Raw genomic sequence first — 13541 nt, forward strand, 5'->3', positions numbered from 1 at the left:
TGCTAGCAACAGAGCGCGTCCATGACCGCCCCGAAGTGCGGGAACTCGGCCTGGGCCTCTTCCGTGATCGCCTCCGGGTCCCGCGGCCCCGTGCCGGGGGCATGCCGCGCGGCGATCTCCGCCACGCCCGAGTGCGGGGCGGCCGTGTCCTCACCGGACACGGCCGCCTCGTACGGGCCCCGGCCCGCGGCCATCAGCCAGAGCAGGGCGTCCATGTTCGCCGCCACGACGCCCGTCTCGCCCTCGGAGCCGAGGAAGACGACGGGCTGTTCGGTGACCTCGGCTCGCGGCCGTACGAGCCAGAACGCGGCGTAGCCGCCCGTGCCGTCCATTCCGAACACGCGGAAGTCGTCCCCCGTCACCTCCTCGTTTCCGGTCCAGTGCCGGAGCCAGGTGGTGGTGTCGTCCGCGTCCAGAAACGCGTCGAACGGCTCGAAGTCGAACGAGAGCTCAACGCCGCAGACCTCCCGCAACGCCTCCGGAAACGCCCCCGTTTCCGGATCACTCACGCCTGCCCCTCACCCTTGAGGTGCGCCAGCAGGCTGGAGAGAGCGCGAGGGGAGGGGGCCAGCACCGTGTCGGGCTCGTCGCTCTCCCGGAGGAGGAGAGTGCTCGGGGTTGTGGCGATCTCCACGCACGCGTTCCCGTCGTCCCCGCCGGAGAACGAGGACTTCTGCCAGTGCTTCACCGGATGCCCTCCCCTTTGATGTGAGCCAGCAGCCCCGACAGCGCGTACGCAGATGGGGCCAGCACCGTGTCGGGGGCCTCGCTCTCCCGGAGTTGGAGCTGGTTGCCCGTGCGGGCCAGCTCCACGCAGGTGTTGCCGTCGCCGCCTCCCGAGAACGACGACTTCTGCCAGTGCTTCACCGGACGCCGTCGCGCTTGAGGTGCGCCAGCAGCCCTGACAGAGCGCGAGGAGACGGGGCCAGCACAGTGCTGGGGTCATCGCTCTCGCGGAGGAGGAGGGTGTTCGGGGTCGTGGCGACCTCGACGCAGTTGTTGCCATCACCGCCACCGGAGAAGGACGACTTCTGCCAGCGGATGTGTGTGTTCACGGCTGAGCCTCACAGTTCCTTGGCGACCTGATGGATGAAGTCACGCGACTGGCTGGGAGCCAGTGACTCCCCCTCCATCTTATCGAACAAACGTCGGAACGCGCCGAGTTGGGACGCAGCGTCGAGGAAGTCCGTGCCGTGTGGCGAATCCCGGGCAACAGTGTCGAGCCTCGGCACCAGCCCGCCCACGTACATCATGGTCCAACCAGCCCCGCCGAAGCCCTCTTTCCCGAAGGGGATGACTCGCACCGCGATGCGCTCGGCCTCGGACAGCTCCAGGATCCGGGTGAGCTGCCTACGGGCAGAGGCGCGATCTCCGACCATGATGCGCAGCGCCGCCTCATGAGTGATCGCCTCGTACCGAATGGGGTCTTCACGGTCGATGATCACGCGGCGTCGCATCCGGTGCGCCACGCGTGGTTCCAGTTCGCTCTCGGGCAGCGTCGGCAGCCTGTAGCCGAAGACCGCCCGCGCGTACTCCTCCGTCTGCAGAAGACCCGGCACATGCATGAGCTCCACGTCCATCCGGTACGTCGCGTGGTGCTCCAGCTCGGAGAGGTCGAGGAACCCGGGCGGCAGCACGCCCCGGTACTCCTCCCACCACCCGCGTGTGCGGTCCGTCGCCATGGCGACCAGGGCGTCGATGTAGTCGTTGTCGTCGCACGCGTAGTGCGACGCCATCCTGCGGATGCGCGCCTCGCTCACGCCCGCGCGGCCCGACTCCATCTGGCTCATCTGGATGTTGTTCGTGCCCAGGAGCCCGGCCGTGTCACGGGCAGTCATGCCCGCTGCCTCGCGCATCTTGCGAAGCTCCGTACCCAGGCGTTCCTGACGGGCAGTCGGCTGCCTTCTCGGCGGCATCTCGCACTCCTCGTATCCAACAGCGTGCCCCGGCAGGGGAGTTGCTCCGCAACGTTAGGGCATCACCTTGCGACGTACAAAGGTTATGCCATACATTCGGTGACGCGTCGCACACGCTGCGAAACCGGGGTACCCGGAAGCGCACCGTGCCGTCATGCCATGACGGAACGGCCATGCCACCGCCCGAGGAACGCCGCACCCTCTCACCGTTCTCCTCCCGGAGTGGAGTGGCCGTATGTCCGAACCCTGGGAATACACGCTGCACATCCCCAACGACCCACGGGCCGTGGCGATCTGCCGTCACACGTTGCGGATAGTGCTCATCGCGCACGGGGTCGCCCACCTCGTCCCCGTCGCCGAGCTGCTCGGCACGGAGCTGGTCACCAACGCCGTGCAGCACACCAAGGGGCCCGCAGCGCTGCGGATCTGCTGGGACGTGGGCACCGCGACGTTGCGGATCGGGGTGTGGGACACCGACCCCAATCCGCCCGCACCGGCACCGGCGGACGCCCTCGCAGAGGAGGGGCGGGGGCTCGCCCTCGTACGGTCCTGCTCCGACAAGTGGGGATGGCACCTGCTCACGTACAACGGCAAGCACGTGTGGTGCGAGCTGGGGGACGCCGCCTAGCCGTGTCCGGCGGATCATGGGTGCCCTCAGCTGAGGGCTGGGCAGGGGCTGCCCCGTGCCGTGCGTTGCAGACTGCGGCTGCGTCGTGGCTTGTCGCGCAGTTCCCCGCGCCCCTAGAGGTGCGGGGCGCTCCGGGGCAGCCCCTGCCCAGCGGCCACGGCCTAGAGCACGCGGCGCGCGGCGGTCATCCAGGTGTGTTGGGCCCGCTCCAGTTTCTGGAAGGCTGCGGCGTCGGACTTGATCGCGGCGTGCTGGATGCGGTTCTCCGCCGCGTTCCAGACCGCCACCAGGTCCGTCTTCTCCTTGCAGCGCACATCCGTACGGGCCTGCCGGATCTCCGCGCGGGAGACCTGGTCGCCCTTCATCCAGCGCTTGTCGGTGATGGCTTCCATCGGGCCGGGGTAGGCGTACCCCTTCTTCTTCATGCAGGCGCTCCAGGCGCGGAAGACCCGCTTCACCTTCCGGTCCTTCATGGACCGTTCGTACGTCGCGCCGAGCGTCTTGTCGAGCAGGCCGAAGTCCGCGTCGGGGACGTCCTTCACCAGCGCTTCCTTCGACTTGTCCACGCAGCCGCCGCCCTTCTGGCCGGGTTTGCGCTGGGGGCCGTACGCCGCCTTCCGCGCCGCCGCGTCGAGGCCCTTCTCGCGGGCCTTGCGGGCCGCCGCGCGCCGGGCGACCGTCGGGCGGTCGGCGGGCAGGTGGTAGCCGTAGATCTTCGCGATGCCGGGCTCGACCACCCCGTAACGGCGGCGGTTGCGCGGCTCGGCGTCCTCCTCGGCCGACCTCGGCGCCTGTTTCCAGTCCAGGCCCTTGCCCCGCATGCACTTTGCGGTCAGCACGTCCTCGGCGGCGCTGATGACCTCCAGGTCGGCGGGCGAGGGGTCGTAGCGGTCGAGGGGGACCTTGATGGCCCGCGCCTCCTTGCCCGGGGGAGGGACGGGGGCGCTGGGGCCAGCGCCCTTCGGGGCGGAGTCCCGCTCCGGGCCGGCGTCCGCGCCCTCCGCGCAGCCGGTGAGCGCACAGAGCAGGGCCAGCGCGACGACGGCCCTCGAACGAACAGACACGGTTTCTCTTCCCCGTTTCTCGCGGTGCGCCGGGAGGGGCGGGACAGCGGCGGCCGCCCCGTCCCTCCCGGATGATCAAGCCTGATCCGAACGGCAGACCTTACGGAACCCGGAGCGAACTGGCCTTGTTGTCGAAGCCGTTGTTCGTGAAGTCCTTGTCCTCGCTCTGCTTCTTGGCCACGTAGCGGGTGCCCGCGTAGCCCTTGTACCGGTACAGCGTCACGGACACGGCGGTGTTGTTCGACATGGAGCTGCCCGCGTTGTCGAACCTGTACTCGGAGCTCGCCAGGTTCTTGATCTTGGTGTCGTAGCTGACCCTGACGTTGGCTCCCCTGAAGTCGTCGTGCTGGTACAGGCAGAAGTACCAGCCCAGGCAGGCCAGGCGCTTGGCCTCCACATCGGCCTCCTGGGCCTGAGCGGTGGAACCGGCCCCCAGCACGGCGACCGCGCCCAGCGAGAACGCGCCGAGCAGACCGGCGATCTTACGCTTCACGTGAATTGTCCTCCCGTTTGCCATATGGAACCAGCAAGGACGAATAGCGCCCAATGGGGGAATCCCCCGTACTGGTCACCAATAACAAGCGCAAAGTGAAGCACTCGCGATCAGTTGTGTACATGGCCGGAACGGCCAACTGGAACGAGCCGGACGACCACGCCGGAGAAGATCCGGCCTAGCCGGGGACGCGGGTGTCCATGAGGCCCTCGTCCTTCAGTGACCTCCACAGCGACGGCGGGATCTCCGTCCCGAAGTACGCGACGTTCGCCTCCACCTCCTCCGGGGTGCGCATGCCGACGACCACCGAGGCGACCGAGGGGTGGAGGAGCGGGAAGGCGAGGGCCGCCGCCGGGAGGGGGACATCGTGCGCCGCGCAGACGCGGGCGAGGGCGTGGGCCCGCTCCAGCTGGGCGTCCGTCGCGGGCGCGTAGTCGTACGTGGCCGTGGGCGAGGGGTCGGGCGTCGCCAGGAGGCCCGAGTTGAAGACGGAGGCCGCGACGAGGGAGACGTTGCGCTCGGCGCAGGCCGGGAGCAGGTCGTCGTACGCGCTGTGGTCGAGCAGGGTGCAGCGCCCGGAGAGCATGACGGCGTCCACGTCGGCCTCCCGCACCAGGCGGGTCAGCATCGCCGTGTCGTACATCCCGGCGCCGATCGCGCGCACGACGCCCTCCGCGCGGAGCTCGTCCAGCGCCGGGTACCCCTCGCGCAGGGCGTCCTCGAAGTGGGCCTCGGCGTCGTGGAGATAGAGGATGTCGACCGCGTCCAGGCCCGTACGGGTGAGGGAGTCCTCCACGGAGCGGCGGACGCCGTCCCGCGAGAAGTCCCAGACCCGGCGGTGGGTCGCCGGTACGCGGAAGCCCTCGGGGTCCTGGCGCCCCTCCGGGTCCTGGGGGACGAGGAGCCTGCCGACCTTGGTCGAGACCGTGAAGGCGGCGGGGGCGCGGCGGCGCAGGGCCGCGCCCGTACGGCGCTCGGACTGGCCGAGCCCGTAGTGCGGTGACGTGTCGTAGTAGCGGATTCCCGCGTCCCAGGCCGCCGCCAGCGCGGCGGCGGCCGACCCGTCGTCGAGGGGGGCGAAGAGGCCGCCGAGCGGGCCGCCGCCGAAGCCGAGTTCCGTGACTTCCACCGTGCTGCGCCCCAGGTGGTTCGTCTTCAGGTGGTTCGTCTCCATTCGCCGATGGTCCCCGGTACGGGCGCTCACTCCAACTGTTTCGACGGGAAAGTCTCGTGCAGCGAGCGGCGCCAGCGGTGCGCGGGGAGGCCGGGGCGCAGGGCGCCGAGCGAGGCGTACTTGGTGAACTCGGCGGCCCGGTAGCCGTACTCGTGCAGCAGCAGATCGGCCTCGGTGAGGTGGCCCGTCGACTTCGTCTCGACCAGGACCAGGTCCCGCGCCGCGTGCAGCCCCTCGCCGTCCCCGTCGCGGCAGACGAGGCCCGCGTCGCACGTCACGCGCTGGCCCTCGGCCACGAGCGTCGCCCGGTCGTAGTCGGTGACCAGGGAAGGGCGCAGGTCCTCGGGGACCTCGAAGTCCGCGCCGTACGCCTCGGAGAGGGTGCGGGCGAGGAAGTCGCGGTCCCGGCCCGTCAGGCCCCGGCTCTCCTCCTCCGAGCGCCTGCGGTACTTGACCGTCTGGCCCCGGTTGCCCTTCACCTTGATCTCGAACTGCCGCTCCCCCGTGTCCGCGTACAGCCGCGTACGGATCTTGCAGCGGCGCCTGCGCCCCTGCCGGTGGTCGTGGTACGCGCGCAGCCCCGGGGTGTCGTAGTAGACCGAGTGGTAGCGGAACCAGCGGCGCCCGTTGATCGACAGCGCGCGGAACGGCTCGTCGCGGTGCGGGTCGGTCAGCCGCGCCGCGATCTCCTGGAAGGCGTGCGCGGGGACGAGATAGCAGCGGTCGTAGCGGTCGAGGAGCTGGGCCCGTTCCATCACGGCGTCCAGCCCGATGGGGTGCGCGGCGAGCGCGGCGCGCGCGATGGCGCGGACGGCGGGGGCGACACGGGCGGCGCGGGCGGCGGTCATACGGCGTTCTCCCTCGTACGGGCGGCGGGGACTGCGACGGGGACGGGGGGCCGGGCGGGGACCTCCTGGCGGTAGCGGACGTCGACGACCGTGACGTCGCGGACGAAGTCGACCTCGACGACCGACCAGGCGAGCGGCGTGCCGAGCCGCGCCCGTACGTGCGCGCGCACGGCCTCCGGGTCGGTGACCGCGGCGTCGAGCGTGACGACGGTGCGGTACGTCCGGGCGAAGAGGCGCGGGTGGTCCGCCACGTAGATCACGGCGACCGGCAGCAGGCAGAGCGTGGCCGCGATGCCGAAGGGGAGGTGCGGCAGGCCCGCGATGAGCCCGAGGACGAGGGTGGTGAAGTAGTACGCCACCTCTTCGTTCTGGATGGATTCCGAACGCAGCCGGATCATGGACAGCACGCCGAAGAGGCCGAATCCCAGCGCCATGCCGCCGCCCTCCCCCACCCGGGCGAGGGCGGCGACGACCGCGAACAGCGCGACGTTCAGCGCGAGATACGCCGGGAGCAGGTCCCTGCGCCGGTGCCTCGGGAAGTAGACGGCGAAGGTGAGGACCGCCACCGCGCCGAGGTCGAGCGCCAGACGGCCGAGGAGCTGGCTCAGTGATTCCATGCCCCGCACGCTAGGGAGACGAGGGTTAACGCGACTTCCCCGCGACGTTAAACGTGACGGCGGGCCGACCGGGGATCCTCAGCGTGCCGCGTCGTCGATCAGCTTCAGGGCCAGCTCCTCCAGCTCCTCGTCCGCCTTCTCCGGGCTGCCCGTGTCGTACGGCGGATCCGGGTCGTACTCGATGCCGAGCTGCACCGCCTGCGCCGTACGCGCGTCGGCGATACGGGAGGTGAGGTGCAGGGCCATGTCCATGCCCGCGGAGACCCCGGCGCCCGTGAGGACCTTCCCCGCCTCGACGAACCGGCCCGGCGTGTACGTCGCGCCCACCTTCTCCAGATACGGGCGCGAGGCCCAGTACGTCGTCGCGGGCAGGCCGCGCAGCAGCCCGGCGGCGCCGAGGATCAGCGAGCCGGTGCAGACCGAGGTCGTCCACCGGGTGTGCCGGTGCAGCCGCCGGATCCACGCGTGGACGCCCTCGTCCTCCATCATCGCGAGCGTGCCCCGGTTTCCGCCGCCCGGTATCAGCAGCACCTCCGTGCGCCGCACCTCGCGCATCGCGCGCGCCGCGACGAGCGACAGCTCGCCGGTGTCGGTCGGCACGGGCCCGCGCTCGCACGCCACCGTCGTGACCTCGACGCCGGGCACCCGGCACAGCACCTCGTACGGGCCGACGGCGTCGAGCGCGGTGAAGCCGTCGTAGAGCAGGATGCTCACGCGGGTACGCCCTCCGCCGTCCTCCGCGTGCGCGGGGCGGGCCCCCGCCGTCAGGCCCGCCGCGCCGAGTCCGCCCGCGACGGCCGTCCTCAGCACCGTTCTGCGGCGGCTTCCCGGCCGCCCCTCGCCCCCGCCCATCGTCGTCATCTCCGCGCGACTCCCCTCGTGTCGGTCATGCCGCGTCATCTCCCCGCGTCCGTACGGGAAACGGTCACGGCGGCACGTAACTCAGGGGTCGGACGCATCGGCACCTGAGTTCCCGCGCGTCCCGCGCTTCCTCCTATCCTCGTGCCCAGGGACTTGGGGCAAGGGGAGCGCGCATGCAGGGACTGACCACCGACGACCCCGCCTCGATCGGCGGGTACCGGCTGCTGGGGAGGCTCGGCCAGGGCGGCATGGGCCGCGTCTACCTCGCGCGCTCCGAGCGCGGCCGGACGGCGGCGGTGAAGGTCGTCCAGGCGGAGCTGGCCCGGCAGCCCGACTTCCGTCGCCGGTTCGCGCAGGAGGTACGGGCGGCGCGGCGCGTCGGCGACACCTGGACCGCGCCCGTGCTCGACGCGGACACCGAGGCGGAGACCCCGTGGGTCGCGACCGGCTATGTGGCGGGACCCTCGCTGACGGAGGTGGTCTCCGAGCAGTACGGGCCGCTGCCCGTGACGTCCCTGCGGGCGCTCGCGCTCGGCCTCGTCCGCGCGCTCCAGGCCATCCACGGTGCCGGGCTGATCCACCGTGACCTCAAGCCGTCCAACATCCTCGTGACGATCGAGGGTCCGCGCGTCATCGACTTCGGCATCGCCCGCGCCCTCGACGCCGCCGTGCAGTCTGCGGGCGGGCTCACCCGCACCGGGGCGCTGGTGGGCTCGCCGGGCTTCATGTCGCCCGAGCAGGTGCGCGGGCAGCCGGTGGCCCCGGCGAGCGACGTGTTCTGCCTGGGCACCGTGCTGGCGTACGCGGCGACGGGGCGGCTGCCGTTCGGCACCCAGGACAGCGGGCTGCACGCGCTGCTCTTCCGTATCGCCGAGGAGGAGGCCGACCTCGACGGGATCGCCGAGCCCTGGCGGGGGCTGATCGCCTCGTGCCTGACCAAGACCCCGGACGGGCGCCCCAGCGTCGAGGCCCTGCTGACCGCCGTCGAGGCGACGGAGGCGACGCCCGGCACGGGGCTCGGGGAGGCGTGGCTCCCGGCGGAACTGCTGGCCCACCTCGGCCAGCAGGCCGTACGGCTGCTGGACAGCGAGGACCCGCAGCGCTTCGGCCCGCCGGAGCAGCCGGAACAGCTGGAACAGGGGCCGGGCGCGCCGCCCACGACCTCCGCGCACTCCGCGCATCCCGCGCACTCCGCCGTGGCGGCCCCGTCGCCGTCCCCGATCCCGGCGGCGGCCCCGGCTTCCGCTTTCGGTGCGGCGCCGCCGCGCTGGCAGCCGCCGGGGGCCGTGCCGGGGCCGGGGCCGGTTCCTGGTCCTGGTCCGGGTCCGGTTCCTGGGCCGGTTCCGCACGGCACGCCCCCGCCCCGCTTCCGCGTCGGCGTCGCGGAGTCGCCCCGGGGGTTCGCGACGGCGCTGCGCGTGCTGTTCGGCTGCTACGCCGCCGCCATGGCCCTCCACCTCTTCGTGCTCGTCGCGGTGGACAGCTCGCTGGGGACCGAACTGAGCCCCATGGTCCGGGACACCGCCGACTTCAACGAGATGCGGCTCGTGACCTTCGTGGCCGAGGCCCTCTCCCTGCTGGTGGAGATCGCGGCCGGCGTCCTGTGGCTGTGCTGGTTCCGGCGTACGCGGCTCAACGCCGAGGTGTTCGCGCCCGGCACGCTGCGCGAGGCGCCCGGATTCGCCGTCGGCGCCTGGCTCATCCCGTTCGCGAACCTCGTCCTGCCCAAGCGGATCGCCAACGACGTCTGGCGCGCCTCCGAGGGCGAGCGCCCCGTCTCGCGCGTGATCCTGCACGCCTGGTGGATCGGCTGGCTGGCCCACCTGGCGATGTACATGCTGTCCGAGCTCCGGGGGAGCTGGTACGACAGCACCACGGTCGGCTCCGCCTCCACGAGCCTGACGATCGGCGCGGTCAGCAACGTCGTGGGGATCCTCGCCACGGCGCTCGCGTTCGTCTACGTCACCCGCCTCACCTCCCTCCAGCAGGCCCGGCTGTCAAACAGAGGCCCGTTGGCTGCCAGGTCGTGACCTTGGTGACGGACAGTCGAAGGACGAAGAAGAACTAGGGGGCGGACAGATGGCAGACCTGGCGCCGGACGATCCGGCCGAAATCGGCGGCTACCGGCTGCTGAGCAGGCTCGGTACGGGCGGCATGGGCCGGGTGTACCTCGCGCGGTCGGAAGGCGGCCGTACGGTCGCGGTCAAGCTCATCAAGAACGAGCTGGCGCAGGAGGAGCTGTTCCGCACCCGCTTCCGGCTGGAGGTCGAGGCCGCGCGGCGCGTCGGCGACCGCTGGACGGCGCCCGTGCTCGACGCGGACACCGAGGCCGCCACCCCCTGGGTCGCCACCGGCTACATCGCGGGTCCGGCGCTCGACCAGGTGATCGCCGCGGGCCACGCGGGACAGGGCCTCGGCCACGGTCCGCTGCCCGCCGACTCGCTGCGCGTGCTCGCGTACGGGCTGGCCTCCGCGCTGCTCGACATCCACGGCGCCGGGCTGGTCCACCGCGACCTGAAGCCCTCCAACGTGCTGCTCACCATCGACGGTCCGCGCGTCATCGACTTCGGCATCGCCCGCGCCCTGGACGAGGTGCCCGAGTCGACGCTGACGAGCACCGGCATGGTCGTCGGCTCGCCCAGCTTCATGTCGCCGGAGCAGATCAGGAGCGGCCAGGTCACTCCGGCCAGCGACGTGTTCTGCCTCGGCGCGGTCCTCGCGTACGCCGCGACGGGACGCCCGCCGTTCGGCTCGGGCGGCGGCGCGGGCGGGGTGCACTCGGTGATGTTCCGCATCGCGTCCGAGGAGCCCGACCTGGAGGGCGTCGAGGAGCCGATGCGGGAGCTGATCGCGGACTGCCTCGCCAAGGAGCCGGAGGCGCGGCCCGCGCCCGAGGAGATCGTCGCGCGGGTGCAGCCGGTGTCGTTCGGGGCCTCGGCGCCGCCGTGGCTGCCCTCCGCGCTCATCGCCGAACTGGGGCGGCAGGCCGTCCAGTTGCTCGACACGGACACCCCGCCCTCCGGCTCGGGCGGCCTCCCGCCCGAGCCAGCGCCCGCACCCGAGCCCGCACCCGAGCCCTCGTCCGCGCGCACGCCGGACACCACGGGAAGCGGGGCCGTGGCCTCCGCTCCGGCCCCGGAACCCGTGCCCGATCCTGCGGCGGCCTACGGCCACGCCGCGTACGCACCCGAGCCCGACACCTCGCAGGTCCCCCGCTTCCCCCCGCCGGGACCCGACCCGTACGGGATCCAGGGCACCCCGCCGCAGACCCCCTCGCCGAACTTCGCGCAGCAGCGGTACGAGCCCGCGCCGCCGCCCCCGCGGCGTTCGCGCCGCGTGCTCGTGGCCGTCGGGGCGCTCGCCGCCGTCGTCGTCCTCGGAGGCCTCGGCTTCGCCGCGACGGGCGCCGAAGTGCCGCTGATCGGCGGCAAGTCGGGCGGCGGCAAGGAGGCCCACACCACCGATGTGCCGCGCGCGTACCTGGGGACCTGGAGCGGGCCCGTCGAGCGGGACGGCGAGCCCACGGGCCAGTACCGCCGGTTCGTCATCACCAAGGGCGAGGTCGGCGAGGTCGTGGCGACGAGCCTCAGCCTCGGCGACAAGTACGCCTGCGAGAGCGACGGCAAGCTGACCGCCAGGCCCAGCGCCTCGGCCGGACTGCGGCTCGACACCAAGGTCGTACGGTCCATCCCGGCGAACAAGTGCTCGGCCATCGGCGAGCACACCCTCACCGAGGCGGGCGACGGGGCCCTGAAGTGGAACGCGGGCGGCCGTACGGCCGTACTGCACAAGGTCAACGGGCCCGAGAAGCTGCCCCGCGAGATGGCCGGGGAGTGGCAGCGGGCCCTGCCGGGCGGCGGTCAGCAGAAGCTCACCGTCACCGAGGACGCCATGGACGACGGCAAGGGCCTGACGATGGTCTCGGAGGGCAGCGAGCACTGCGAGGCCAAGGTGACCGTGTTCTCGGCGGGCGGCGACGGCGAGGACGAGGCCGTGCGGCTGACGCCGCCGGACGTCAAGCGCGACCGTTCGAACGGCGCCTGCGTCTCCGGCGGTTCCTCGACGCTGACGCTCGAAGGCGACGCGCTCGTACGGAAGTTCCCCGACGGAAGTGCCCGCAGGTACGCGCGACTAGGCTGATCCCCCATGGGGGAACTCGGCGCCGACGATCCGGAGTGGATAGGCCCGTACCGGCTGCTGGAGCGGCTGGGGCAGGGCGGCATGGGACGCGTGTACCTGGCGCGCTCGGAGCGCGGCCGTACGGTCGCGGTCAAGCTCGTCCGCGCCGACCTGGCGTCCCAGGAGGCGTTCCGGCGCCGCTTCCGCCTGGAGGTACGGGCGGCGCGTGAGGTCGGCGCCGACTGGACGGCGGCCGTGCTGGACGCGGACACCGAGGCCGAGTCGCCCTGGATCGCGACCGAGTACGTGCCGGGCCCGTCGCTCACCACGGTCGTCGGCACCGAGTACGGCCCGCTGCCCGCGCCCTCGGTCCGCTTCCTCGCCAACCGGCTGGCGCGGGCGCTCGTCGCCATCCACGGCGCGGGGCTCGTGCACCGCGACCTCAAGCCGTCCAACGTGCTGGTGGCGCTGGACGGGCCGCGCCTCATCGACTTCGGCATCGCCCGCCAGGTGGCGGCGACGACCGTGGCCACGCGTACGGGAGAGACGCTGGGCTCGCCGGGCTTCATGGCACCCGAGCAGGTGCTCGGGGGCGACGTGGGACCGCCGAGCGACGTCTTCTGCCTCGGCGCGGTGCTGGCGTACGCGGGGACGGGTGAATTCCCGTTCGGGCCACCGGAGATCGGGCCGCACGCGCAGATGTTCCGGATCGTGGAGAACGAGCCCGAACTCGGCGGTCCCGACGAGCTGGAGGACGGGCTGCGCGGCCTCGTCACGGCCTGCCTGGCGAAGGACCCCGCCGACCGCCCGACGCCGGACGAGCTCATCTCCCGTACGGCCGACGCGGACACGGGCGGCGAATGGCTCCCGCCCCGCGTCATCGCCCTGCTGGGCCGCCAGGCGGTACGGGGCCTGGCGGCGGAGGGCCCGGAGACCCCGCCCCCGCCCCCGGCGAAACCGCCGGAGCCCGAACCGGAACCGGAACCCGAACCGGAGCCGGAACCGGAACCGAAGCCGGAGCCCACGCCCACGCCCGCACCCGCACCCGCACCCGCACCCGCACCCGCACAGACCAGCGGGCGTAAACGCCGTACGCCCCTGGTCGTCGCCGCCGCGCTCGTGGCCGTGGTCGCCGTCGGGGCCGGGATCACGGCGCTGAACCGGGACTCCGGGGACTCGGGCGACGGCTCGTCGGCCTCGCCCCGGAAGTCCGCCGCGGCCGACGGGCCCAGCGCCTCGCCCTCGCACCGCCGGGAGCACGAGAAGTCCTCACGCTCCCCGAAGCCGGTGAAGGACGGCAGCAAGCCGTCGGCCTCCGCGTCCGCCTCGGAGCGGAAGAAGGGGAAGCCGGAGCCCGGCTCCGGCCCCTCGCGCGGAGAGGACGGGGAGAAGGAGGAGGACACCGGGGACGGCAAGGACCCGGAGAAGCCCGACTCCCCGTTCCCCGAGGCGTACATGGGCGTGTGGACCGGAACGAACGGGACGGACGAGCACCAGACGGTGACCGTTCCGCACGGGGACCTCGACGGGGCCTCGGTGCGCTGGCGTTCGCGGCCGTCCGACGCCAAGGTGCCGTGGTGCGAGTGGACGTCCGAGGTGACCTCGGTGTCGTCCACGCGCCTGTCGCTGGGCAAGCCCCGGATCACGGACCGTTCGGAGAACACGGGCTGCATGGTGCACGGCGGCGAGCCCTGGATCACGCCGGTGAGCAGCAAGGAGCTCCGCTTCCACGAGTCGTCCGGAGGCACGTTCCCGCTCTCGCACAGCTAGGCCCCTAGCAGCGGCAGCGCGGCCCCGACTCCCGGAACGCCTCCAAGGTTG

At 72.4% G+C, this 13541-nt stretch carries 15 protein-coding genes; 4 read left to right on the forward strand and 11 right to left on the reverse strand.

What is annotated here, in order from left to right; all coding sequences use genetic code 11:
• Positions 1-2: 2 nt before the first annotated feature.
• Genes ACGF3A_RS09130 through ACGF3A_RS09150 form a run of 5 tightly spaced genes read right to left on the reverse strand, consistent with a single transcriptional unit; the run spans position 3 to position 1916 of the window.
• Positions 3-509, reverse strand: coding sequence for an SMI1/KNR4 family protein (locus tag ACGF3A_RS09130; RefSeq protein WP_393727475.1), 507 nt, complete (start codon positions 507-509; stop codon positions 3-5).
• On the reverse strand, positions 506-688 hold the full coding sequence (locus ACGF3A_RS09135) for a DUF397 domain-containing protein (RefSeq protein WP_393727477.1): 183 nt from the start codon (positions 686-688) through the stop codon (positions 506-508). The genes ACGF3A_RS09130 and ACGF3A_RS09135 overlap by 4 nt, the downstream gene beginning before the upstream one ends.
• Entirely contained in the window at positions 685-867 is a 183-nt protein-coding gene (locus ACGF3A_RS09140; RefSeq protein ID WP_393727479.1) for a DUF397 domain-containing protein, read from the reverse strand. The genes ACGF3A_RS09135 and ACGF3A_RS09140 overlap by 4 nt, the downstream gene beginning before the upstream one ends.
• On the reverse strand, positions 864-1055 hold the full coding sequence (locus ACGF3A_RS09145) for a DUF397 domain-containing protein (RefSeq protein WP_393727481.1): 192 nt from the start codon (positions 1053-1055) through the stop codon (positions 864-866). The genes ACGF3A_RS09140 and ACGF3A_RS09145 overlap by 4 nt, the downstream gene beginning before the upstream one ends.
• A gap of 9 nt (positions 1056-1064) precedes the next feature.
• Positions 1065-1916, reverse strand: a complete 852-nt coding sequence (locus tag ACGF3A_RS09150; RefSeq protein ID WP_393727483.1) for a helix-turn-helix domain-containing protein — start codon at positions 1914-1916, stop codon at positions 1065-1067.
• 235 nt (positions 1917-2151) lie between these two features.
• Here ACGF3A_RS09150 and ACGF3A_RS09155 point away from each other — a divergent pair, with 235 nt between their 5' ends.
• Positions 2152-2544 (forward strand): ATP-binding protein, encoded by a 393-nt coding sequence (locus tag ACGF3A_RS09155; protein WP_393727485.1) that lies wholly within the window; start codon positions 2152-2154, stop codon positions 2542-2544.
• A gap of 161 nt (positions 2545-2705) precedes the next feature.
• On the opposite strand, the gene ACGF3A_RS09160 is transcribed toward ACGF3A_RS09155, so the two are convergent.
• The 6 genes from ACGF3A_RS09160 to ACGF3A_RS09185 form a co-directional block, all read right to left on the reverse strand.
• On the reverse strand, positions 2706-3608 hold the full coding sequence (locus ACGF3A_RS09160) for a hypothetical protein (protein WP_393727487.1): 903 nt from the start codon (positions 3606-3608) through the stop codon (positions 2706-2708).
• A gap of 100 nt (positions 3609-3708) precedes the next feature.
• Positions 3709-4101, reverse strand: coding sequence for a peptidase inhibitor family I36 protein (locus ACGF3A_RS09165; RefSeq protein WP_393727489.1), 393 nt, complete (start codon positions 4099-4101; stop codon positions 3709-3711).
• A gap of 178 nt (positions 4102-4279) precedes the next feature.
• On the reverse strand, positions 4280-5275 hold the full coding sequence (locus tag ACGF3A_RS09170) for an aldo/keto reductase (protein ID WP_393727491.1): 996 nt from the start codon (positions 5273-5275) through the stop codon (positions 4280-4282).
• 26 nt (positions 5276-5301) lie between these two features.
• Positions 5302-6123, reverse strand: coding sequence for a VTC domain-containing protein (locus tag ACGF3A_RS09175; RefSeq protein WP_393727492.1), 822 nt, complete (start codon positions 6121-6123; stop codon positions 5302-5304).
• Positions 6120-6740: a DUF4956 domain-containing protein gene (locus tag ACGF3A_RS09180; RefSeq protein WP_393727494.1), complete on the reverse strand. Its 621-nt coding sequence runs from the start codon at positions 6738-6740 to the stop codon at positions 6120-6122. Before ACGF3A_RS09180 ends, ACGF3A_RS09175 begins: the two co-directional genes overlap by 4 nt.
• 78 nt (positions 6741-6818) lie before the next feature.
• A complete protein-coding gene (locus ACGF3A_RS09185) occupies positions 6819-7601 on the reverse strand; it encodes a DJ-1/PfpI family protein (protein ID WP_393727496.1) in 783 nt (260 codons plus the stop codon).
• Positions 7602-7774: 173 nt separating this feature from the next.
• Between ACGF3A_RS09185 and ACGF3A_RS09190 the strand changes: the two genes are divergently transcribed.
• From ACGF3A_RS09190 to ACGF3A_RS09200, 3 genes are read left to right on the forward strand one after another with little or no spacing between them, the layout of a single operon-like run.
• Positions 7775-9631: a DUF4328 domain-containing protein gene (locus tag ACGF3A_RS09190; protein WP_393727497.1), complete on the forward strand. Its 1857-nt coding sequence runs from the start codon at positions 7775-7777 to the stop codon at positions 9629-9631.
• 49 nt (positions 9632-9680) lie between these two features.
• Positions 9681-11741: a serine/threonine-protein kinase gene (locus ACGF3A_RS09195; protein ID WP_393727499.1), complete on the forward strand. Its 2061-nt coding sequence runs from the start codon at positions 9681-9683 to the stop codon at positions 11739-11741.
• 6 nt (positions 11742-11747) lie between these two features.
• A complete protein-coding gene (locus ACGF3A_RS09200; RefSeq protein WP_393727501.1) occupies positions 11748-13490 on the forward strand; it encodes a serine/threonine-protein kinase in 1743 nt (580 codons plus the stop codon).
• Positions 13491-13541: the final 51 nt, after the last annotated feature.

Source organism: Streptomyces sp. NPDC048172, assembly GCF_043202595.1.
GTDB lineage: Bacteria > Actinomycetota > Actinomycetes > Streptomycetales > Streptomycetaceae > Streptomyces.

Bases quoted from the DNA above. Each gene is read 5' to 3' on its own strand.
- ACGF3A_RS09150 (WP_393727483.1), bottom strand. From the start codon at position 1,916: ATGCCGCCGAGAAGGCAGCCGACTGCCCGTCAGGAACGCCTGGGTACG.
- ACGF3A_RS09155 (WP_393727485.1), top strand. From the start codon at position 2,152: ATGTCCGAACCCTGGGAATACACGCTGCACATCCCCAACGACCCACGG.
- ACGF3A_RS09170 (WP_393727491.1), bottom strand. From the start codon at position 5,275: ATGGAGACGAACCACCTGAAGACGAACCACCTGGGGCGCAGCACGGTG.
- ACGF3A_RS09175 (WP_393727492.1), bottom strand. From the start codon at position 6,123: ATGACCGCCGCCCGCGCCGCCCGTGTCGCCCCCGCCGTCCGCGCCATC.
- ACGF3A_RS09180 (WP_393727494.1), bottom strand. From the start codon at position 6,740: ATGGAATCACTGAGCCAGCTCCTCGGCCGTCTGGCGCTCGACCTCGGC.
- ACGF3A_RS09185 (WP_393727496.1), bottom strand. From the start codon at position 7,601: ATGACGACGATGGGCGGGGGCGAGGGGCGGCCGGGAAGCCGCCGCAGA.
- ACGF3A_RS09190 (WP_393727497.1), top strand. From the start codon at position 7,775: ATGCAGGGACTGACCACCGACGACCCCGCCTCGATCGGCGGGTACCGG.
- ACGF3A_RS09195 (WP_393727499.1), top strand. From the start codon at position 9,681: ATGGCAGACCTGGCGCCGGACGATCCGGCCGAAATCGGCGGCTACCGG.
- ACGF3A_RS09200 (WP_393727501.1), top strand. From the start codon at position 11,748: ATGGGGGAACTCGGCGCCGACGATCCGGAGTGGATAGGCCCGTACCGG.